Annotated in this window: 20 protein-coding genes; 14 read left to right on the forward strand and 6 right to left on the reverse strand. The window is 65.5% G+C overall.

All coding sequences use genetic code 11. The features are described from left to right. The first annotated feature begins 53 nt into the window (after positions 1-53). From J2W36_RS01460 to J2W36_RS01505, 10 genes are all read left to right on the forward strand, one after another. On the forward strand, positions 54-839 hold the full coding sequence (locus J2W36_RS01460; protein WP_307687882.1) for a GntR family transcriptional regulator: 786 nt from the start codon (positions 54-56) through the stop codon (positions 837-839). A 301-nt stretch (positions 840-1,140) separates the two neighbouring features. Continuing rightward, the gene (locus tag J2W36_RS01465) at positions 1,141-2,394 is read left to right on the forward strand and encodes an ABC transporter substrate-binding protein (protein WP_307687883.1); all 1,254 of its coding nucleotides are present in this window, start codon (positions 1,141-1,143) and stop codon (positions 2,392-2,394) included. A 23-nt stretch (positions 2,395-2,417) separates the two neighbouring features. Beyond that, a complete protein-coding gene (locus J2W36_RS01470) occupies positions 2,418-3,347 on the forward strand; it encodes a carbohydrate ABC transporter permease (protein WP_307687884.1) in 930 nt (309 codons plus the stop codon). Then, positions 3,344-4,177: a carbohydrate ABC transporter permease gene (locus J2W36_RS01475; protein ID WP_307687885.1), complete on the forward strand. Its 834-nt coding sequence runs from the start codon at positions 3,344-3,346 to the stop codon at positions 4,175-4,177. The genes J2W36_RS01470 and J2W36_RS01475 overlap by 4 nt, the downstream gene beginning before the upstream one ends. Positions 4,178-4,196: 19 nt before the next feature. Next, positions 4,197-5,381, forward strand: a complete 1,185-nt coding sequence (locus tag J2W36_RS01480; RefSeq protein WP_307687886.1) for an ABC transporter ATP-binding protein — start codon at positions 4,197-4,199, stop codon at positions 5,379-5,381. Between the two features lie 43 nt (positions 5,382-5,424). Next, positions 5,425-6,411, forward strand: coding sequence for a 2-hydroxyacid dehydrogenase (locus J2W36_RS01485; RefSeq protein ID WP_307687887.1), 987 nt, complete (start codon positions 5,425-5,427; stop codon positions 6,409-6,411). 46 nt (positions 6,412-6,457) lie between these two features. After that, complete coding sequence (locus J2W36_RS01490; RefSeq protein WP_307687888.1) at positions 6,458-7,513, forward strand: L-idonate 5-dehydrogenase; 1,056 nt, start codon at positions 6,458-6,460, stop codon at positions 7,511-7,513. A 19-nt stretch (positions 7,514-7,532) separates the two neighbouring features. After that, complete coding sequence (locus tag J2W36_RS01495; protein ID WP_307687889.1) at positions 7,533-8,300, forward strand: SDR family oxidoreductase; 768 nt, start codon at positions 7,533-7,535, stop codon at positions 8,298-8,300. Positions 8,301-8,415: 115 nt separating this feature from the next. Further along, positions 8,416-9,327, forward strand: coding sequence for a tripartite tricarboxylate transporter substrate binding protein (locus J2W36_RS01500; protein WP_307687890.1), 912 nt, complete (start codon positions 8,416-8,418; stop codon positions 9,325-9,327). 43 nt (positions 9,328-9,370) lie between these two features. Beyond that, positions 9,371-10,618 carry an enolase C-terminal domain-like protein gene (locus tag J2W36_RS01505; protein WP_307687891.1) on the forward strand — a complete coding sequence of 416 codons (1,248 nt, stop codon included), beginning with the start codon at positions 9,371-9,373 and terminating at the stop codon, positions 10,616-10,618. Between the two features lie 81 nt (positions 10,619-10,699). On the opposite strand, the gene J2W36_RS01510 is transcribed toward J2W36_RS01505, so the two are convergent. Beyond that, positions 10,700-12,817, reverse strand: coding sequence for a TonB-dependent siderophore receptor (locus J2W36_RS01510; protein WP_307687892.1), 2,118 nt, complete (start codon positions 12,815-12,817; stop codon positions 10,700-10,702). A gap of 385 nt (positions 12,818-13,202) precedes the next feature. On the opposite strand from J2W36_RS01510, the gene J2W36_RS01515 reads away from it, so the two are divergent. From J2W36_RS01515 to J2W36_RS01525, 3 genes are read left to right on the forward strand one after another with little or no spacing between them, the layout of a single operon-like run. Further along, the gene (locus J2W36_RS01515; protein WP_307687893.1) at positions 13,203-13,841 is read left to right on the forward strand and encodes a PAAR domain-containing protein; all 639 of its coding nucleotides are present in this window, start codon (positions 13,203-13,205) and stop codon (positions 13,839-13,841) included. Between the two features lie 32 nt (positions 13,842-13,873). After that, complete coding sequence (locus J2W36_RS01520; protein WP_307687894.1) at positions 13,874-14,209, forward strand: M35 family metallo-endopeptidase; 336 nt, start codon at positions 13,874-13,876, stop codon at positions 14,207-14,209. A 19-nt stretch (positions 14,210-14,228) separates the two neighbouring features. Continuing rightward, complete coding sequence (locus J2W36_RS01525; protein WP_307687895.1) at positions 14,229-14,618, forward strand: hypothetical protein; 390 nt, start codon at positions 14,229-14,231, stop codon at positions 14,616-14,618. 199 nt (positions 14,619-14,817) lie between these two features. On the opposite strand, the gene J2W36_RS01530 is transcribed toward J2W36_RS01525, so the two are convergent. The 5 genes from J2W36_RS01530 to purM form a co-directional block, all read right to left on the reverse strand. Continuing rightward, complete coding sequence (locus J2W36_RS01530) at positions 14,818-15,798, reverse strand: GlxA family transcriptional regulator (protein ID WP_307688022.1); 981 nt, start codon at positions 15,796-15,798, stop codon at positions 14,818-14,820. 38 nt (positions 15,799-15,836) lie between these two features. Next, entirely contained in the window at positions 15,837-16,475 is a 639-nt protein-coding gene (locus J2W36_RS01535) for a DJ-1/PfpI family protein (RefSeq protein WP_307687896.1), read from the reverse strand. Further along, a complete protein-coding gene (locus J2W36_RS01540; RefSeq protein ID WP_307688023.1) occupies positions 16,472-17,056 on the reverse strand; it encodes a cysteine hydrolase family protein in 585 nt (194 codons plus the stop codon). The genes J2W36_RS01535 and J2W36_RS01540 overlap by 4 nt, the downstream gene beginning before the upstream one ends. Before the next feature lie 93 nt (positions 17,057-17,149). Then, complete coding sequence (locus J2W36_RS01545; RefSeq protein WP_307687897.1) at positions 17,150-18,196, reverse strand: AI-2E family transporter; 1,047 nt, start codon at positions 18,194-18,196, stop codon at positions 17,150-17,152. 12 nt (positions 18,197-18,208) lie between these two features. Beyond that, on the reverse strand, positions 18,209-19,249 hold the full coding sequence (gene purM, locus J2W36_RS01550) for a phosphoribosylformylglycinamidine cyclo-ligase (RefSeq protein ID WP_307687898.1): 1,041 nt from the start codon (positions 19,247-19,249) through the stop codon (positions 18,209-18,211). Between the two features lie 165 nt (positions 19,250-19,414). Here purM and hda point away from each other — a divergent pair, with 165 nt between their 5' ends. Then, positions 19,415-20,101: a DnaA regulatory inactivator Hda gene (hda, locus tag J2W36_RS01555; protein WP_307687899.1), complete on the forward strand. Its 687-nt coding sequence runs from the start codon at positions 19,415-19,417 to the stop codon at positions 20,099-20,101. Positions 20,102-20,107: the final 6 nt, after the last annotated feature.

Genomic DNA, 20,107 nt, shown 5'->3' on the forward strand with positions numbered 1-20,107 from the left:
GTTCGGATCCTTCTAAGATGCCAGCGTATATTCGCTTGCCTTCGGAGACCCCCTTGCCCCCTACTGCCCCGCAGCGTTCCCGGCCGGTCGGCGTCTGCGCCACCAAGACGCAGGCACCGACGGACGGCCCCAGTGTGGGGCGCAATCCCCGCAACCTGTATGCGCAGGCGCACGAGGCCATCGAAGAGCGCTTGGTGACCTGCCAGCTGCAGCCCGGTCGTTATCTGGCGATGCAGGAGTTGCAGGAACTCGTGCAGTTGGGGCGTACTCCTGTTCACCAGGCGGTCACGCGGCTGGCCGGGGACACGCTGCTGCGGGTGCATCCGCGCCGTGGCTTGCAGGTCGCGCCGATCGACCTGGCGCGCGAGCGCATCCTGCTGCGGCTGCGGCGCGACATGGAGCGCTTCGTGATCCGGCTGGCAGCCGAGAAGTCGAGTTCGTCGCATCGCAACCAGATGCTCCATCTCAAGCGCCATCTGCGCGAGAACCAGGCAGAGATGACGATCGATGCCTTCAACGTGATCGACCGTCGCCTGGACCGCCTGTTCCTGGCCGCGGCAGGCGAGCCGTTCGTCGAGAACACCTTGCGCCCACTGCACACCATCTTCCGCCGGACCGGATGGCTGTACCACAGCAAGGTGTCGCCCGGCGACGGACTGTCGAAGACCATCGACGTCCACCTGGCCTTGCTCGACGCGGTCGCCAACTGCCATGCCGAGCAGGCCATCGAGGCTTCCGACGCGCTCATCGGCTTCGTCGATGGCATGTTCGATGTGCTGGAGCGCGACATCGATCCCGTGCTGCTCGACTGCAGCATGAGCGATTTCGACAACCTCTGAGCCCGATGCTGCGCGGTCGGCGCCTCGGGCGTTCCGGCGCGCCTGAAGCGAGCTGACACACGAATTCGCATCTGATATTTCAGTTGTTGATATCTGCTCCTGCCAAGCGCTGAGCGTAGCGATCGATTGCGGAAAGTGAGTATCGTGCTGTGGTAAACCCTATCGATACTTGTGAAATATCACGACATACTACGTTCGACACCCGGGCGTTGCGGACTGCGCTGACGCTCTGCCTCAGTCATGCGAAAGCCGCCCTTTCGGGCCACGTCGAGGCATTCAACAACAAGCAGGAGACAAGCCCATGCACACCCTCAGCATCCCATCCCGTCGCCGCGCCCTGTTCGGGGCTGTCGCTGTCGCCGCGATGGTCGCGGGCCGCCCCGAGGTGGCCCTGGCACAACCCAGGGAAACACTCACCTTCGCGGCGGTCACCTTCAGCGAGGCTGGCCGGGGAGAGCGCCTCAAGGCCTGGGTCGAGAAATTCAACAAGAGCCAGGCGACCGTGGAGATCCAGCCGATCGCCATTCCCTTCGGCAGCTTCGCCAAGACGGTCTTCACGCAGATGGGCGGCGGTGCAGGGCCTGACCTCGTGCGCATGGACGGCATCGACTACTACGCCGCCGTGCAGAGCAAGAGCGTGCTCCCGCTGGACGACCTGCTCAAGGGAGGCGGCTACAGGTTCACGGCGCCCGACAAGTACATGTTCATCGACGGCAAGCGCTACGGCGTGCCTTTCGAGCTCAGCAACTACGTGATGCTGTACAACCCGGCGCTGCTCAAGGGCGGCAAGCCGCCGGCGAACTTTGACGAGTTCCTCGCCGCCACCAAGGCCGCGACGGGCAACGGCATCTATGGCTACGCGTACCGCGCCACCATGGCCGAAGGCAACGGCTTCTGGCAGGACGTGTGCAACTTCGTCTACGGTTTTGGAGGCCGGTGGAGCGATGCGCAAGGCAACCTCACACTGAACGACCCCAAGGTCGTCGAAGGTGTGACCGCCTACAAGAAGGTCTACGACGCGGGCGTGATTCCCAAGGGCGCGGACGCCTCGACGTACCGCCGCATGTTCTGGGAACGCAAGGTGGCCATCGAGATCGACAACGGCGGCGTGGCAGGCATCTTCAGCCAGCAGGCGCCGGAACTGGCGTTCGAGGCGGCACCGTCTCCTTTCCCGACGCGCGCCCAGGGCATGGTCCTGACCGCGCTCACGATCAACAGCAACACGAAGCACAAGGCCGCCGCCGAGGCCTTCATCAAGTGGACACTGCAGCCCGAGAACCAGAAGGACCTGCAGGAATTGCTGGGCGCCAGCAATGTGGCCACGGTGATCGAGCGCAGCCCGGAGCTGGTGGCCAAGCGGCCCTGGCTGAAGGTCTACGACGACCAGTCCGCCCATAGCGTGCCGCAGCTGGTGCAGGGCCTGGAGGTCAAGACGCCGGAGATCCAGCAGATCGTGCTGGAGCAGGTGCTCAAGGTCCTGCAGGGCGGCGTCGACCCGAAGAAGGCGATGGACGACGCGCAGCGCCTGGTGTCGTCGCGCGTGCTGCGCAAGTAAGCCGTCCACCGGAGACCTCCCCGATGCATGCTGCTTCATCGTCGGCAGGCGCCGCGTCGCCGCCCAAGACCGGTCGCGACTGGACGCCCTACTGGTTTGCGGCGCCCGTGGCCATCTACCTGCTGCTGTTCCAGGGCTATCCCCTGGTCCAGGAGCTCTACCTGAGCTTCACGTCGACCTCGTTGCTGTCGCCGGGGCAGCACACCTATGTCGGCTTGCAGAACTACACGGACCTGGTGACGCAGGAGGAGTTCCGCCATGTCTTCCTGATCACTGCCGTCTACACGGTTGTCTGCGTGGTGGCGGCCATCGGCATGGGCCTGGGTGCAGCGTTGCTGCTCGATGCGCCATTCCGCGGACGCGGTCTCGCGCGGGCGCTGGTGACGATTCCCTGGGCCGCGCCACCGGTGGCCGTCGCGCTGACCTTCATCTGGATCTACAACGGGCAGTACGGCATCTTCAATCACCTGCTCGGTGCGCTGGGCGTCGCGGCCGGGTTCGAGAGCTGGCTCGACAGCCCGATGCTGGCCTTGCCCGCCGTCTTGCTGACGACCATCTGGCAGATCTTCCCGTTCGCCTCGGTCGTCATCCTGGCCGCCCTGCAAGGGGTGTCCTCCGAGCTGCGCGAGGCCGCAGTCATCGATGGTGCGGATCGGCTGAGCGTGTTTCGCGCCGTGGTCTGGCCGACCATCCAACCGTCCGTGGCGTTGCTGGCGTTGTTCCTGACCATCTGGTCGCTGCGCCGTTTCGACCTGATCTGGCTCATGACGCAGGGCGGCCCGATCGGCTCGACCAACACCATGGTGATCGAGTTGTACCGCCGTGCCTTCGTCTACCGCGACCTGGGGCAGGGCGCTGCGGTCGGCATGGTCGGCCTGTCGATCGCACTGGTCATCACGGTCGTCTACTTCCGCTACACGCAGCGCGCCGAGCGCGCCAAGGGGCAGCGATGAGCCGAGCCCTGTCCTGGCGCCACGCGCTGCGCATCGCCCTGGTGCTGGCCGTGCTTGGTGTCGCGGTCTTCCCGATCTACTGGATGCTGGTCACGTCGCTGACGGCCTCGCCCGAACTGTTCGCGGCCACGCCTCGCCTGCTGCCGGACCTGTCGCAATGGGCGGTGTATACGCATGCCTTCAGCGCCACCGCCGTCGCGTCCTGGCTGAGGAACAGTGCGATCGTCGCCTTCGGCACGGCAGCGCTCAGCATCGCACTGGCCATCCTGCCGGCCTATGTGCTGTCGCGCTATCGCATGCGGGCGGTGGCCGTTCTCGGCGTGGCGCTGTTCGTCACGCAGATGCTGCCCGAGGCCATGTTGGTAGTGCCGCTCTATGCGATCTTCGGCCAGCTGGGCCTGCTCAACAGCCTGACCGGGCTGATCCTGGCCAACACCGCGTTCACGGTGCCGGTGATCACCCTGATCCTCAAGGGCGCGGTCGATGGCGTGCCGATCGACATCGAGGAGGCCGCCAGCATCGATGGCTGCTCGCGCCTGGGCATCGTGCTGACCGTGGTGCTGCCGCTGGTGGCGCCGAGCCTCGCTGCCGCGGCCGTGATCGCGTTCTTCCACGGCTGGAACGAGTACGTGTTCGCGCAGACGCTGATCAGCGACCAGGGCCTGCAGACCGCGTCGGTCGGCCTGGCCGGCTTCGTCGGCGAGCTGAGCACGCCCATGCACACCGTGATGGCCATCGGGCTGATGTACACGCTGCCCGCCGTCGTCTTCTATCTCTTCGTGCAGCGCTACGTCGTCTCCGGCATGACCGCTGGCAGCGTCAAGGGCTGACCCTTTCCGGACATCCACCATGGCATCCATCTCCCTCAAGGGCGTCACCAAGATCTTCGGCGGCAAGAAGGCCGCCAACCAGATCACGTTCGACGTTGCCGACCGCGAATTTCTCGTGCTGCTCGGGCCGTCGGGTTGCGGCAAGTCGACGCTGCTGCGCATGTTGGCAGGCCTGGAACAGGTCACCAGCGGCGAGATCCATGTCGGCGAGCGCCGCGTCGATGCCTTGCCGCCCAGTGCCCGCGACATGGCCTTCGTGTTCCAGTCGTATGCGCTGTACCCGCACATGACGGTCAAGCGCAACATCACCTTCCCGCTGATCATGCGCAAGCACCGGTGGTGGTTCCATCTGCCACTCATCGGCGGCTTCGCGAAGCGGCGCATCGAACGGACACCGGCAGTGCGCAGCCTGGTGGAGCGCACCGCCAAGACACTGGCGCTGACCGACATGCTCGAGCAGTACCCGCGCACGCTGTCGGGCGGGCAGCGCCAGCGCGTGGCGCTGGGACGGGCGATGGTGCGCCAGCCCGATGTGTTCCTGATGGACGAGCCACTGTCCAACCTCGACGCCAAGCTGCGCACCTCGATGCGCGCAGAAATCATCAAGCTGCACCGCGAGGTCGGTGGCACCTTCGTCTACGTGACGCACGACCAGATCGAGGCCATGACCATGGGCACGCGCATCGCGCTGATGCGTGACGGCGAGGTGCAGCAGTTCGGCACGCCGCGCGAGATCTACACCGACCCGGCCAACACCTTCGTGGCCCGCTTCATCGGCACGCCGCCCATGAACCTGATCGAGGCGCGCATCGATCCACAGCGGGGACTCGTCGTCGGCGATGCCGTGCTGCCATTGCCGGCACATCTGGGCGCGTTGGGGCACCATGCACGCGATGTGCTGCTGGGCGTCCGTCCGCAGGCGCTGACCCTGGGCGGCGGCGCGCTGGCGGGCCAGGTCGTGCTGGTCGAACACGTCGGCGCCGAATCCATCGTGAGCATCAAGCTCGACCATGCCAACACCGCCCACAGCGACGAGGGTGCGAGTGGCGACGACGTGATGGTCGTGGTGCAGGGCTACAGCGACCTGCGGGCCGGCCAGCCCGTGACCCTGTCCCTCGATCTCGGCGAGGCCGTGCTGTTCGGGCGTGACGGCAAGCGCATCCGCGTGCCGTCGCCCGTGCGGTCGCAGTTGCAGCCGGCCTGATCGTCGAAATCTTCCATCACCGTTCGCTGACTGGAACAGCCCCATGAAAACCGCCAAGATCGTCTTCCACGGCGAGAACGCCGCCAATTTCCGCCAGGGCTTCGAGGCCCTGGTCGACCCCCGGCACCAGATCGTCGACCTGAGCGACACGCTGGCCGGCGCCGGTGAGCGCGAACACTACGAGAGCGCCGACGTCATCGTCGGCATCAAGCTCAACCGCGAGATGCCGGTACCGCGACGAGCGAGCCTGTTCCATGCGCCTTCTGCGGGCACGGATGCGATCGACACCGCGCTGCTGCCGCCCGGCGCCGTGCTGTGCAATTGCTTCGGGCACGAGCACGCCATCGCCGAATACGTGATGGCCGCCTTGCTGCAACGTCATGTCCCGCTGGCGCAGGCCGATGCCGATCTGCGCCAGCAGCGCTGGACCTACTGGGCCGGCCGGCCGACGGCATTGCGCAGCGAGTTGGGCGCCCAGACGATGGGTCTGCTCGGCTTCGGCCACATCTCCCAGGCCATCCTGGCGCGCGCCAAGGCCTTCGGCATGCGTGTCACCGTCGCCAACCGCAGTCCTGTGCAGGACGCGCGCGTGGACCGGAGCTTCACCCTCGACCAGCTGCCGGCCTTCATGGCGTCGGCCGATGCCATCGTGGTTTCGCTGCCCCTGACGGCGCAGACGACGGGCATCGTCGGTGCCGAGGCCCTGGCCGCCATGCGGCCCGATGCCGTGATCCTCAACGTCGGGCGCGGTCCGGTGATCGACGAGCAGGCGCTGTACGACGCCCTGGCCCAGCGCCGTATCGGCGGTGCCGTCATCGACACCTGGTACCGCTATCCGACGCCCGAGCAGGCCGAGTGCGCGCCGTCGCAGCTGGATTTCGAGTCGCTGCCGAATCTGCTCATGACGCCGCACATGTCGGGCTGGACGGCCGGCACGGTGCGTCGGCGCCAGGAGACCATGGCCGACAACATCCAGCGCTGGATCGAGGGCCGGCCATTGGCCAACGTGCTGTGGCCCACGTCGCGGTAGTGCGCGTCGTCGCTGCGCTTCCACCCCATTTCAAGGAGTACATGACATGAGCGAACGCTATCTCGCGCTGGTGCTGCACGCGCCCGCCGATCTGCGGCTGGACGAAAGAGAAATCGGCGACATCGGCCCCGGCCAGGTGCTGGTGCGTGTCGGCATGGGCGGCATCTGCGGCTCTGACCTGCACTACTTCCACCAGGGCGGTTTCGGCGCCATCCGCATCAAGGAGCCGATGGCACTCGGGCACGAGGTTGCCGGCACGGTGGCGGCCGTGGCGCCCGATGTGACCTCGGTGCAGGTGGGTGACCGCGTGGCCGTCAACCCCAGCCTGCCTTGCGGGCATTGCCGCTACTGCCTCGAGGGCTTGCCCAACCAGTGCATGGACATGCGCTACTTCGGCAGCGCGATGCGCACCCCGCACATCCAGGGGGCGTTCCGCAACCGGCTGGTCTGCGAGGCGGTGCAGTGCGTCAAGGTCGCGCCCGGCATCTCGATGTCGCTGGCGTCGCTCGCCGAGCCCTTCTCGGTCGGGCTGCATGCCGTGTCGCGTGCCGGCTCCCTTCTCGGCAAGCGGGTGCTGGTGTCGGGCTGCGGCCCGATCGGCGCGATGGTGGTGGCGGCCGCACGCCTGCACGGCGCGGCCGAGATCATCGCCACCGATGTGGTCGACGAGCCGCTCGTGGTGGTGAAGGCCCTGGGCGCCGACACGACGATCAACGTCGCAGCGGACCCGGACTGGGTTCAGCGCTATGCGGCGGACAAGGGCCAGATCGACGTGATGATCGAATGCTCCGGCAACGAGCGCGCACTGCGCAACGGCCTGGAGACCCTGCGCCCGCGCGGCGTGGTGGTGCAACTGGGCCTGGGTGGCGACGTCAGCGTGCCGCAGAACGTGATCGTCGCGAAAGAGCTGCTCATGATGGGCTCCTTCCGCTTCCACGCCGAGTTCGCGCTCGCGGTCCAGCTCATCAACGACGGGCGCGTCGATCTGTCGCCTGTCATCACCCGTTCGTTCGGGATGCACCAGGCGGTCGAGGCCTTCGAGCTCGCCAGCGACCGCAAGCGGGCGATGAAGGTGCTGATCGACTTCGGCATCGAAGCCTGAATTCCCGAAGGAGAACCCCATGTCCACACTGTTCGATCTGACCGGGCGCACCGCGCTCATCACCGGGTCCGCCCGCGGCCTGGGCTACGCCTTCGCGCTCGGCCTGGCCGAGGCGGGCGCCAAGGTCGTCATCAACGCACGCAATGTCGAGCAGGTCGCGCAGGCCGTCGACCAGCTGCGCGCCCAGGGCCATGATGCACGCGGCCTGCCGTTCGACGTCACCGACGAGGCGGCCGTCGCCGCCGCGTTCGCGGCGCTGGACGCGCAGGGCGTCGAGATCGACATCCTGATCAACAACGCCGGCATCCAGCACCGCGCGCCCATGGTCGAACTGGCGCTGGCGGATTGGCAGCGCGTGATCGACACCAACCTCACGAGCGCCTTCATCGTCGGCAAGGAGGCCGCCAAACGCATGATCGCGCGCGGTCGCGGCGGCAAGGTCATCAACATCGGTTCGCTGACCAGTGAAGCCGCGCGCGCCACGGTGGCGCCTTACACGGCGGCCAAGGGCGGCATCAAGATGCTCTCGCGTGCAATGGCAGCCGAGTGGGCGCAATTCGGCATCCAGGTCAACACGATCGGGCCGGGCTACATCCAGACCGACATGAACACCGCCCTCATCAACAACCCGACGTTCGACGCGTGGGTGAAGGCGAGCAATCCGACCCAGCGCTGGGGCAAGCCGGAGGAGCTGATGGGGACGGCCGTCTTCCTGTCGTCGCGTGCCTCCGACTACGTCAACGGCCAGATCATCTATGTCGACGGGGGCTGGCTGTCGGTGCTCTAGCCGCCGCGCCCTTGTCCTTCTTCCTTTCGATCCGATCCACCGCCATGACCACCTGCCCATTGCCATGACCTCCAGACGCCTCTTCCTAGCGACGGCCCTTCTTTCCGGTGCCGCCATGTCCCCCTTCGCCCTGGCCGCAGACTTTCCGAGCAAGCCGATCGAGCTCATCGTGCCGTCATCACCAGGAGGCGGCACGGACATCATGGCGAGGCGTTTCGCCGACCTCGCCCGCAAGTACAGCACGCAGAGCTTCATCGTGACGAACAAGCCGGGTGCAAGCGGCGGCATCGCGATGACCGAGGTGCAGCGCGCCGCGCCGGACGGCTACAAGGTGGGTGTGCTGATCTCCGAGCTGGCCATCATTCCGCATCTGGGCATGACCAAGGTCACGACGCGCGACTTCATTCCGTTGGCCCGGCTCAACGGCGATCCGGGCCTGGTCGCCGTGCGCGCGGATTCGCCGCTCAAGTCGATCGAAGAGCTGCTGGCCCTGGCACGCAAGCAGCCGGGCGAGTTCTCGGTGGGGAACGCGGGCACCGGCACGATCTGGCATCTGGCCGCTGTCGCGCTCGAGGACAAGACGGGGGTGCGTTTCAATCATGTGCCGCACCAGGGCGCCGCACCCAGCGTCATGGCGCTCGCAGGCGGGCACGTTCAGGCCATCGTGGTCAGCCCGGCGGAAATCGGCTCGTTCGTGCAGGCAGGAAAGATCCGTGTGCTGGCGTCCATGGCGGACCGTCGCCTGCCGGCGCCGTATGCCGAGGTCCAGACACTCAAGGAAAAGGGGATCGACCTCGTGGTCGGAACCTGGCGCGGCCTGGGCGTTCCGTTGAACACGCCGCCCGCCGTGGTCAGCTACCTGCGCGACGTGGCGGCCAAGACTGCCGCCGATCCGGAGTTCCCGGCGGCGCTGCTGGCGGCCAACCTGCAACCGGCCTACCTGCCGGGCGAAGAGTTCCAGACCTTCATGGACAGCCAGTCCGCCTACTTCAAGCAGCTCCTGGGCCGACTCAACCTCCAGAAGTAGACCGTTCGTTCTTCACCGATTCATTGCAGCGACCCGCATCCCCATGGCCATCCTCATCACCGACGTCAAAGTCATCCTCACCGCCCCCGAAGGCATCAATCTGCTGGTGGTCAAGGTCGAAACCAACCAGCCTGGCCTCACAGGCCTGGGCTGCGCCACCTTCGCGTACCGCCATCTCGCGGTCAAGTGCGTGATCGAGGAATACCTGCGGCCCTTGCTGATCGGCCGTGACGCCGAGGCCATCGAGGAGCTGTGGCAGCTGATGCACCAGAACGCCTACTGGCGCAACGGCCCGATCGAGAACAACGCGCTCTCGGGCATCGACATGGCCTTGTGGGACATCAAGGGCAAGCTGGCCAACATGCCGCTGTACCAGCTGTTCGGCGGCAAGTGCCGTGAAGGCGTGCCCATCTACCGGCATGCGGACGGCAGGGACCTGGCGGAACTCTGCGACAACATCCAGAAGTACCGCGAACAGGGCATTACGCACATCCGCTGCCAGAACGGCGGCTACGGTGGTGCGGGCTACGGCGCCGCGCCGTCGGGCACGCCCCGCGGCGCACCCGACGGCATCTACCTGGACAGCCGCAAGTACATGCGCGAGACGCTCCGGATGTTCGACGAGTTGCGCAGCCGCGTGGGCTTCGACGTGGAGCTGTGCCATGACGTCCATGAACGCCTGAAGCCAGTCGATGCCATCCGGTTCGCTTGCGCGCTCGAACCCTACGAGCTGTTCTTCCTGGAAGATGCGATCCCGCTGGAGGAGGGCGAGTGGCTGCGGCAGTTGCGCGCCAAGACCACCACGCCGCTGGCGCAGGGGGAGCTGTTCAACCATCCCTTCGAATGGCGCTCCCTCATTGCCGAACGCCTGATCGACTACATCCGTGTGCACCTGAGCCAGGTCGGCGGCATCACGCCGGGGCGCAAGCTGCAACTCTTCGCCGAGCAATACGGCGTGCGCACCGCTTGGCACGGCCCGGGCGACATGTCACCCCTGGCCCATGCCGCCAACATCCACATCGATCTGGCTGCGCGCAATTTCGGCGTGCAGGAATGGTCGGGCACGGAGCCGCCCAACTTCGTGATCCAGGATCTCAAGGGTCCCAAGGAAGCACTGCTCGATGTGTTTCCTGGCCTGCCTGAATTCCGGCAGGGCTACGTCTATGCGAACGACAAGCCTGGCTTGGGCGTCGATCTCGACGAGGCAGAGGCGGCCAAGTACCCCTGCGAAAGCGGCGTCACGACCTGGACGCAGACCCGGTTGATGGACGGCACGCTGCAGACCCCTTGACTGGGGGCGCAATGAACGACTCTCGGCGCCAGGCCAGGCAGTGCCAAGGCTTTTCAGGAACGCGGCGGCCAGCGACTCGGGTCAGAAGTCCAGCTTCGCGCTCAGGCTGAAGGTGCGCGGGTCGCCGGCCTTGATGTAGTTTTCGTACTGGTATTCCCAGTACTTGCGGTTGGCCACGTTGTTCACCGCAAAGCGGAAGGTGGTGTCGTAGCCGCCCAGGCGCGTGACGTAGCTCGCGCCCACGTTGGCCACGGCATAGCCCGGTACCTTGAGCTGGTTCGACGCATTCAGCATCGTGCTGCCGGTGTACTTCACATCGGCCGAGAGCTTGAGGCCGGGCAACTGTGCGACGTCGTACCCCAGGCTCGCAGTGGCCACCAGATGCGGTGCACCCGCCACGCGATTCCCCACGTAGGTACTGCCCTGTTCGTAGCTGCTGTCGAGCGCCATCAGGCTGGCGCCCAGGCGCCATTGCGAACCCAGGCGTGTCGATGCGGCCAGTTCCAGGCCCTGGTAGATCGACAGGCCGTCCTGCACCAGCACGTTGGCGCTGTTCGCATACTCCGCTCCGCGTTCGATGCGAAACAGCGCGGCCGTAGCACTCCAGCGTTCGCGCTCGGTCTTCACGCCCAGTTCGTACTGTTTGCTCTTGAGCGGATCGAGCACCGCGCCATAGTTGGCGTAGGTGATGCCCGCCGAACTGCCCGGCTCCAGCGATTCGACATAGCTGGCGTACAACGTGGTGTCCGGCGCAGGCTTGAACATCAACGCGAGCGTGGGCGTCCACACGCCGCTCTTCTTGTACTGCGAGCTGAGCACGCCACTGGCGGTATAGCCGTTCTGCTCGTAATCGGTGCTGCGCAGCCCTGCAAGCACCGACCAGTGGTCGGACAGCGCCACCGTGTCGCTGGCGAACACCGCGCGCTGCGTGATGTCGCTGGCACGGTAGACCGCGAAGTCGGTGTTGCTGAAATAGCTGTTCGTGTTCCGCGCGTAGATGTTGCCGCTGCCGATGGCCTGGTAGACGGAATTGCTGCTGTAGCGGTTGACCTGCTCTTGCCACGAGGCACCCAACACCAGCTGGTGGCCAATGGCGCCGGTGCGCAGCCGACCTTCGGCCGTGACCTGCCACTGGTCGAAGCGATGCCCTTCCTGCGAGTCGGACCGGTAGTCGGTGTAATTGCCGCTGGTGTCCAGCAGGTAGAGCACGCCTTCATTGCGGCTGCGCTCCGAGGTGCTGTGGCTGTAGCCGGCTGCCAGCGTCCAGTCGGGTGACAGCTTGTACTGCAGGCCCGTCGAAGCCATCTTCAGATCGGTCGTGATGTGCTGGCCGGCGCTCAGCAGATTCTGGTTGTCGCTGCTGATGACGCTGGGCAGGGTCGTGCCGGTATAGCTGCCGGTGTAGATCGAAGCGGCCTGCCCGGTCGACTTGCGCTTGTTGTAGAGCCCGTCGAAGGTCCAGGTCAGGTCGCGCGTCAGACGGGCATCGAGCGAGAGCGATACCGAGTCGCGCTGGGTGTGGCCGCCATTGAAGGTCTTGCCTTCCTCGTGCGTAGCATTCAGCCGGTAGCCAAAGCGGTCGTCGGTGCCGGCGCGGCCACCCAGGTCGACATGCTCGCTCCAGATGCCCTGCGTCTTGTAGCCGATCTCGATGCTGTGTACGGGCTGGTCGGTCGGCTTCTTGGTCACGTAGTTCACGATGCCGCCCGGTGTGCCGAAGCCGTACATGAAACCCGAAGCCCCCTTGAGCAGTTCGATGCGCTCCATGTGTTCGTAAGGCAGGGTGATCGCGTAGGCGAGGAAGGGCTTGCCGTCGAGGCGGTAGCCGTTCTGCCAATCGATCGGCAAGCCTCGGATGGTGATGTAGCTGGCCCAGGCGTTGTAGGCATCGCTGTTGTCCGATACCGACGCGTCGAGCGCGAACACGTCCCCCAGCTTGGAGACCTGGCGATCGGCCAGCTCCTCGTGGGTGACCACCGTGGTGGAAAAGGGCGTGTCCAGCTGGCTCGCGGTCCCGAGTGCGCCGTTGCCGATCTTCGTGCCGAGATGCTGGGGCGAAGCGCCAGGCGCGTCGGCCGTGACGGTCACGGCGGGCAGGGCGCCATCACCTGATGCGGTGTCCTGGGCGAACGTACCGCGGGAAAGGGCGCACAGCAGCAGTGCGGCATGTGCAACGCAATGGCGTCGTATCGTCGTCAAGTCGATCTCTCAAAGATTGAATGACAATGATTATCATTAATGATTTCGGAGAGAAATTGTCGAATCGCTGGCAGCTCGCGCCGCGCCGCTCGCAGCGCGCGCATCGTGTCCCGTGACCTGCAGTTGGTCGACCGCGGCGGGCAAAAATTATGATCACTTCTTCGTAGTCTCGAACCGCACCGAGTGGCAGGAGCTGATCGTCTATAGCTGGTACCAGAAGGCAGAGCCTGCTGGCCTGTTTTGATCCTTGTAGTTCTCTTGAAGGCAGAAATGGCCACCAGCCGTGAAAAAGTCGCCGCACGCCCAACGGCCGTTCTCATCGATTGGGGCTGGCATCACTTGAACCCGAGTACAAGTTGCCATTCTCAATTTGGACATCCTCAGAATGATGCGACGAATTCTTGTGGTGGGTGACGCGCCGGTCCCCGGTGGCGCTGTGCTGCCGTATGGCGGCCCCGAATCTACGATTCACGGCCATCGGGTTGCGCTAATCGGCGGACGGGCCTACTGCGAGGGCTGCAACAGCGTGGGCATCATTGCCAAGGCTGGTGGACAAGGGCGAACTCGGTTCTACGATGCCGAAGTCGCGTTGGAGGGCGATGTCGTCATCTGCCATTGCCCCGTGCCGCCGCCGCTGATGTCCACGTTGCAGACGACCTCTTACCACAACGACTTGAGAGGCGGCTTGGGAACGTTCGATCCAAGCTTCTCCGAACTCCCAGGTTGGTTTGCAGGGGATTCGGCGGCAGTGGCGGCGAGCAGCAAGATTGTTGACGACCTCGTGGAACACCCGCCCGAGGCAGAGCAGACGGAGAACATCTGCCCGAACATGACCAACAAGGAATTTTGCACGTTGGTACTCGACCTGCGTGCCGATGCGGTAAAGATGGTCGAGGGTCGTCTGAAGGAACTGGATCTTTGGGGCAAGCCTGAAAAGGCGCGAGTCAAGCAGTGGTTTGGAACAGACGACGAGACGACGAGACGACGAGACAGTATCTGCGGAGCGGACTTTCCAGGTGTCTGAAAGTACTCCATGGGCTTACCTGCGACAATTTCGTGCGCTATTCAGAGCAGTTGATGCGGAATGTCGGGTGCACGCCGTCAGGAAACAAAGGGAGTCTCATTGCTGAAGTCTGCAAGCCAGATATCAGAACGCACACCATCGGTATTGCTATCGGCTTCTGCGGTCTTCGCTCCAGGTCGGCGGAGGCCGACTCGCAGCTGCAGACATTAATCCACGAAGTCACACATTTTGATGACGTCTTTGGTTCAAATGATGATGTTTACACGATGTGGAAAAGTTTGTCGATATCCGACGATACGAAGAGAGCTCTAAAAAATGCTGACAGCATTGTGGGTTATATCGCGTACGGGGTCAGCTATGCGGGGTAGATTCCTGATCCCTCTTTTGATGGGAATTCAAGTCGCTGGTTCTGCTCACGCCTGCTCAAGATCGTTCTCAACGGATCTGGATTTTGCGGCGGGTTCCGCTGTTCTTGAAAAAGACGAAATCGTTAAATTGGTAGCATGGCTCGACAAGTGGAGGGCGGTTTTTTCGCGTTTCGAAAGTGTACTGGTCGACGGCATTGCTCCCGCAAATGCCGAAGACGCAAAGACGCTATCGAGGCTTCGTGCAGAGGCCACGACGCGTGCCGTTCGCCAATTGCTGGAGGGGGTGCCAATCAGTACGAGCTCACACCTGAATTGGCCCACATCCAAATTCAAGGGGGGAAATTATGTTGGGATTGACCTGATACCTTTCCAAGAGGATATGCCCGACTGCGGCAAGCCAATCAAGTAGGCCGTTCGATGGTTTGCCAGTTCGGTCTAGCGGAAACTCGTATTCGCCGTCGATGCAATCGCACCGGGACTACGCCGTCATTCAACTGAACCCAATGAACGTCCCTGACTGCAACCCAATCCCGATCCCTGAGAAATTGTCGACTCGAGGGAGAGCTCGCACCACCCCGCGGGACGCCGCCGCAGGGGCTTGACGCCGGTCAGCGACCGTCCACGGCCTGCAACGCCGACGGCGAACCGGCGAGCCCGAACTGATGCCAGGCGCGCCGCAACTGCGTGTCGGAACCAAAGCCCGAGAGTTCGGCCGCCCGCGTGACGTTGGCGCCCGATTGCAGTGCCAGTTGCGCTGCGGCCAGGCGCAATCGGCGCAGGTAGGTCAACGGTGCGACGCCGGCATGCGTCACGAACAGGCGCGTGAGATGTCGTGGCGAGGTGTGCGCCACGTCGGCCATGCGCGGTACGGTCCAGTCGGCCTGCGGCTGTTCGCTCACGGCGTCCTGCACGCGGTGCAGCGCCGCGTGCAGATGGTTGCGGTAAGCCAGAAAGGGCGACAGTTCAGGGTCGTTCGGTCCGCGCCGCAGTGCCACGACCATGGTCTGCGCCACCTGGGCGGCCAGCGCCTCGCCGCAGGTGTCGGCGATGCGATGCAGCATCAGGTCGATGCCAGTGGTCACGCCAGCGCTGCTGTAGACCGGCGCGTCAAGCACGAACACGCGGTTGGCTACGACCTCGCAGCGCGCTTCGACCCGCCGCAGTTCGTCGAGGTGGTGGTGGTGCGTGGTGGCGCGCCGTCCGGCCAGCACGCCTGCATGGGCGGCCAGCACGGCGCCGGCGCAGATCGTCACGAGCTCAAGGCGGTCGCGTTCGAAGCGTTGGGCGCGCAACCAGTGCAGCACGGCCTGGGCCTCAGGCCCTTCGACAGCGATGGTGCGCCCGGGCAGGCCGACGAGCACGATCCAGGCGGGGCCGTCCCAGCGTGCAGGCAGCGGTACCAGTCCCGAGAGTGTCACGCCCACCGAGCCCGCCGAGGTCGGCGTGGGCGAGGCGAACTCCAGCACGAAGCGTGGCGGGTGTCCCCGCGCCTGCAGTTGCTGGTTGGCGATGCGCAGCGCTTCGGCCGGTCCGGCCCAGTCCAGTACCAGGCTTTGAGGCAGCAGCACGAAGACCACGCGGATGGCCATAGCGCGCGCAGCGGTGTCGGTCGCGAGCGCGCCTGGGCTCAGGCGTTCTGCGTCCATGTGAAGTCCATCTGCCGTGCCGTGCGTTCGGCCAGCGTGCGCCCGGCCAGTCGTTCGACGATGTGCAGGCTCATGTCGATGCCGGCGCTGATTCCAGCGGAACTCAGCACGCGCCCGTTGTCGACCCAGCGCACGCCTTCGACCACCTGCAACGCCGGAAAGCCCGCGCGCAGGTCGGCCACGTCTTCCCAGTGGGTGGTCACGCGGTCCGAGGTCAGTAGGCCGCTGGCGGCCAGCAGAAAGGCGCCGGTGCACACCGAGGCGGTGATGCGCGCTGACGCTGCCTGGCTGGCAATCCAGCCGAGCGTGTCGGGGCTCGCCAACGGTGCGTCGACCACGCCACCAGGCACGATGAGCACGTCGGCCCGGGGCGCCTCGTCGAGCGCATGGTCTGCAAGCAGGCGCAGACCGGCGCGGGCCTGCACCGGATGCAGGGCATGCGGCCGTTGCGCCGCCGAGGTGACGTCGAACAGCGCGGGTGCTGCGGGATGCAGCCGCTGATGCATGCGCGTGGCTGTCGTGAAAACCTCGAACGGGCCTGCGAAATCGAGCGCCTCGACACCATCGAAAGCCAAGATGACGACGCGCCAGGGCGCCGTGCGCGGGGCGTCTGCGGTCATGCGGGCCGCCCGGCGAGGGTCGAGGGCATCGCCCGTTCGAGTGCCTGGGCGGCGCTGCAGACCTGGGCAAAACGGTCCTGCAGCACGGTGGCTGTGCGCATCTGGATGTCGGCGGCGCCCAGCGTGGCACCGTCGGGTTGGACCATGTCGAAGGTCAGCGTCGCGTCGAGTGCGAAGTCGACCTTCCAGCCCAGATCGGACGCATGGCGCGTGGTGGTCTCGCAGCATTGTTCGGTGCGGATGCCGCTCACGATCAGTCGGCCGATGCCCTGCTGGGTGAGCCAGACGTCCAGCCCGGTGTTCACCAGCGCACTGTGGCGGTGCTTGTGGAAGGTGGCTGCCGCCTCGAAATCCACCAGTCCGCGGATCGGTCTGACATGGCCTGATTCGATGGCGAACGGGTTCGACGCGAGTGCCGGGCCGTCAACGTGGAAGACCCGCACGATCGGCACGCCGCCGGCCGCACAGCCTTCGATGAGGGTGTTCTGTGCGGCGAGATAAGGGGCCATGTCGCGGTCGGTGGAATATGGGCGATGCCGGAAGGATTCCTGGGCGTCGATCACAATCAGACAGGTTTGGATGGACATCGAAGTGGCCGGAAGTGGATGATGCGCCAATTGTCCAGCCGGTGCTGCCCAAGGTCCGTCACGATTGAGGACCTGAATCGATCACTTTCAGACCAGCCGCGCGGCCTGGAGCTCTTTCTTCAGATAGGCGTAGAACAGCGGCGCCGCGACCAGTCCCGCGGGGCCGAACACCGCTTCTGCCACGAACATCACGGCCAGCAGTTCCCAGACCGCCATCCGCGTGCGGCTGCCGACCACCTTCGCGTTGATCAGGTATTCCGCCTTGTGGATCAGGATCAGGAAGCCCAGGCAGGCGAGTGCCGCCACCGGCGACACCGACAGCCCGACCATCGTGATCACCGCATTGCACAGCAGGTTGCCGACGATGGGCACCAGGCCCGCGACGAAGGTGAGGGTGATGAGGGCGGGCGTGTAGGGCAGGCCCAAGTCCCAGATCGGCAGCAGAACCAGCAGGAACACTGCGGTCAGCACGGCGTTGAAGGCCGCGATCCAGAACTGCGCCGCCACGATCTGGCTGAAGGCGTCCCCGAAGAGTCGGATGCGTTGTTTGAGCTGCTCTGCCAAGGGTCCGCCCGTGTTCGCGGTCACGCTGGCGCCGGCCAGTGCGCCGACCAGCAATCCGACGTAGGCAAACAGCAAGGCGCCCAGCCAGGCCCGGCCGGTGAGGGCCAGCATGCCGGCCTGGCCACGCAGGTAGTTGGCGACGAGCCGCTGCACATCCGCCACGCCCTCGGGCAGGTACACCGCGATGTCCGGCGGCAGTTTCAGGCGCAACTCGAGCACCGTGCGCGCGATGTAGTCCAGCAGCTCCTTGTATTGCCCTGGTGCGTTCAGTACGAATTCGCGCGCCTCGGAGAACGCCAGCGCCATGGCCACGATCGGTGCCAGCATCACCAAAGTGGCCGCCACCACCCGCAGCAGGGCGGGCGGCTGGGCGCCGCGAGGCGACAACGACGGGCGGCGCCGCGCTTTCAGCAGCAACTGCGCCAGCCACCGGGTGGCGAGGAAGCCGATGCAGACGCACAGCAGGCCGGGCAGCAGCCCGTGCAGCATGACGAGCAGCAGCGTGCCGGCGATCAGCAGGTAGCTGGCGGTCTTCAGGGCGAGCGGATGGGCAGCGATGGGGGCTCTCACGCGTGGCGGGGTTCAGCCGACGATCACGGCTGCGCCGGTGCCGCGCTCGGCGATGGCGCCGATCTCGAACACAGTCTCGCCCGAAGCGCGCAGCGTTGCGGAGCAGGCTGCAGCTTCGGCGGCGTCGATGACGACCACCATGCCGATGCCGTTGTTGAAGGTGCGGTTCATCTCGATGTCGTCAATGCCGGCCACCTTCTGCAGCCAGGCGAAGAGTTCGGTCTGCGGCCAGCTGCCCTTCTTCAGGTGGGCGGCGGTGCCTTCGGGCAGCACGCGCGGGATGTTCTCCAGCAGGCCGCCGCCGGTGATGTGGGCCAGCGCCTTGATCGGATGCTTGCCCAGCGCTTCAAGCACCGGCTTCACATAGAGGTGCGTGGGTTCCATCACGGCTTCACGGAAGGGCTTGCCGTCGAGCGTAGCGGGCAGGTCGGTGCCTGCGCGTTCGATCACCTTGCGCACCAGGCTGAAGCCGTTGGAGTGCACGCCTGCGGAGGCCAGGCCAAGCACCACGTCGCCCGGCTTGACATCCTGGCCCGTGAGGATCTTCGACTTTTCGACCGCGCCAACGGCAAAGCCCGCCAGGTCGTACTCGCCGGCCGGGTACATGCCGGGCATTTCGGCCGTCTCACCGCCGATCAGGGCGCAGCCCGAGAGTTCGCAGCCGCGCGCGATGCCGCCAACCACCGCCGCCGCCGTGTCCACGTCGAGCTTGCCGCAGGCGAAGTAATCGAGGAAGAAGAGCGGCTCGGCGCCCTGCACCAGCACGTCGTTCACACTCATGGCGACCAGGTCGATGCCGACCGTGTCGTGCATGTTCCATTCGAAGGCCAGCTTGAGCTTGGTACCCACGCCGTCCGTGCCGCTCACCAGCACCGGTTCCTTGTACTTCTTGGGTACCTCGAACAAGGCGCCGAAGCCGCCGATGCCGGCCAGCACACCTTCGCGCATGGTCTTTTTCGCGAGCGGCTTGATGCGGTCGACCAGCGCGTCGCCGGCGTCGATGTCGACGCCAGCGTCCTTGTAGCTGAGCGGGGTGGGCGGTGTGGAGTTCATGGCAGACAGGGCAGTGCGTACAGGGGAAGGGCAAGGCGCCGGCAGCCGAAGCGGCCGGACCGATAGAATTCCTCACGATTTTAAGGGCGCACGCGTGCCCTGGCCCATGAACCCTTCTTTCGCATTCCCTACGCCCTTGCGGTCCATCGCAGCGCCACGCCCGGCATGAAGCAGCTCGCGCTCGACATCGGCCTGGCCACCGGACCCACCCTCGACGGCTTCTTTGCCGGTCCCAACGAACCCACCCTGCGCCATCTGCGCCTGTGGGCTGGGGACGCGCACGTGCCGACACTGCATTCGCCCGTGCCCACCTATCTGTGGGGCGACAGCGGCAGCGGCAAGACCCACCTGCTCGAAGCCGTGGGCGGTGCGCTCAGCGCGCAGGGTGCCACGGTCGGCTGGTTGCATGCAGGGGTCATGGAGCCGCCCGAATTCGACGAGCGCTGGCTCGCCGTGCTGCTGGACGACGTTCACCTCTACACTGCGGTCCAGCAGCACGCGGCCTTCAACTGGTTCATCAACGCGCAGAGCCTGCAGCGTGGCGTGGTCGCCGCTGGCAAACTGCCACCGGCTGACCTGCCGCTGCGCGAAGACCTGCGCACCCGGCTCGGCTGGGGACACGTTTTTCACCTGCAGGTGCTCAGCGAGAGCGACCGCCGCGTGGTGCTGCGCCAGGCTGCCGATGCGCGGGGCCTGGTGCTGTCGGACGACGTGATCGACTACATGCTCCATCGTTTCAGCCGAGACCTCGGCAGTCTGATGGAATTGCTCAACCACCTCGACGACTACGCCCTGCGAACCCAGCGCGCGGTCACCATTCCGTTGATTCGCTCGATGTTCGAGAATGAATGAGGCGCT

The sequence above is a fragment of the Variovorax ginsengisoli genome, from assembly GCF_030811835.1.
GTDB lineage: Bacteria > Pseudomonadota > Gammaproteobacteria > Burkholderiales > Burkholderiaceae_C > Variovorax > Variovorax ginsengisoli_C.

What these genes read in the sequence shown, in the direction of transcription:
- J2W36_RS01465 (WP_307687883.1), top strand. Translation starts at nt 1,141, where the DNA reads ATGCACACCCTCAGCATCCCATCCCGTCGCCGCGCCCTGTTCGGGGCT.
- J2W36_RS01470 (WP_307687884.1), top strand. Translation starts at nt 2,418, where the DNA reads ATGCATGCTGCTTCATCGTCGGCAGGCGCCGCGTCGCCGCCCAAGACC.
- J2W36_RS01475 (WP_307687885.1), top strand. Translation starts at nt 3,344, where the DNA reads ATGAGCCGAGCCCTGTCCTGGCGCCACGCGCTGCGCATCGCCCTGGTG.
- J2W36_RS01480 (WP_307687886.1), top strand. Translation starts at nt 4,197, where the DNA reads ATGGCATCCATCTCCCTCAAGGGCGTCACCAAGATCTTCGGCGGCAAG.
- J2W36_RS01485 (WP_307687887.1), top strand. Translation starts at nt 5,425, where the DNA reads ATGAAAACCGCCAAGATCGTCTTCCACGGCGAGAACGCCGCCAATTTC.
- J2W36_RS01490 (WP_307687888.1), top strand. Translation starts at nt 6,458, where the DNA reads ATGAGCGAACGCTATCTCGCGCTGGTGCTGCACGCGCCCGCCGATCTG.
- J2W36_RS01495 (WP_307687889.1), top strand. Translation starts at nt 7,533, where the DNA reads ATGTCCACACTGTTCGATCTGACCGGGCGCACCGCGCTCATCACCGGG.
- J2W36_RS01500 (WP_307687890.1), top strand. Translation starts at nt 8,416, where the DNA reads ATGTCCCCCTTCGCCCTGGCCGCAGACTTTCCGAGCAAGCCGATCGAG.
- J2W36_RS01505 (WP_307687891.1), top strand. Translation starts at nt 9,371, where the DNA reads ATGGCCATCCTCATCACCGACGTCAAAGTCATCCTCACCGCCCCCGAA.
- J2W36_RS01515 (WP_307687893.1), top strand. Translation starts at nt 13,203, where the DNA reads ATGATGCGACGAATTCTTGTGGTGGGTGACGCGCCGGTCCCCGGTGGC.
- J2W36_RS01525 (WP_307687895.1), top strand. Translation starts at nt 14,229, where the DNA reads ATGGGAATTCAAGTCGCTGGTTCTGCTCACGCCTGCTCAAGATCGTTC.
- J2W36_RS01530 (WP_307688022.1), bottom strand. Translation starts at nt 15,798, where the DNA reads ATGGCCATCCGCGTGGTCTTCGTGCTGCTGCCTCAAAGCCTGGTACTG.
- J2W36_RS01535 (WP_307687896.1), bottom strand. Translation starts at nt 16,475, where the DNA reads ATGACCGCAGACGCCCCGCGCACGGCGCCCTGGCGCGTCGTCATCTTG.
- purM (WP_307687898.1), bottom strand. Translation starts at nt 19,249, where the DNA reads ATGAACTCCACACCGCCCACCCCGCTCAGCTACAAGGACGCTGGCGTC.
- hda (WP_307687899.1), top strand. Translation starts at nt 19,415, where the DNA reads ATGAAGCAGCTCGCGCTCGACATCGGCCTGGCCACCGGACCCACCCTC.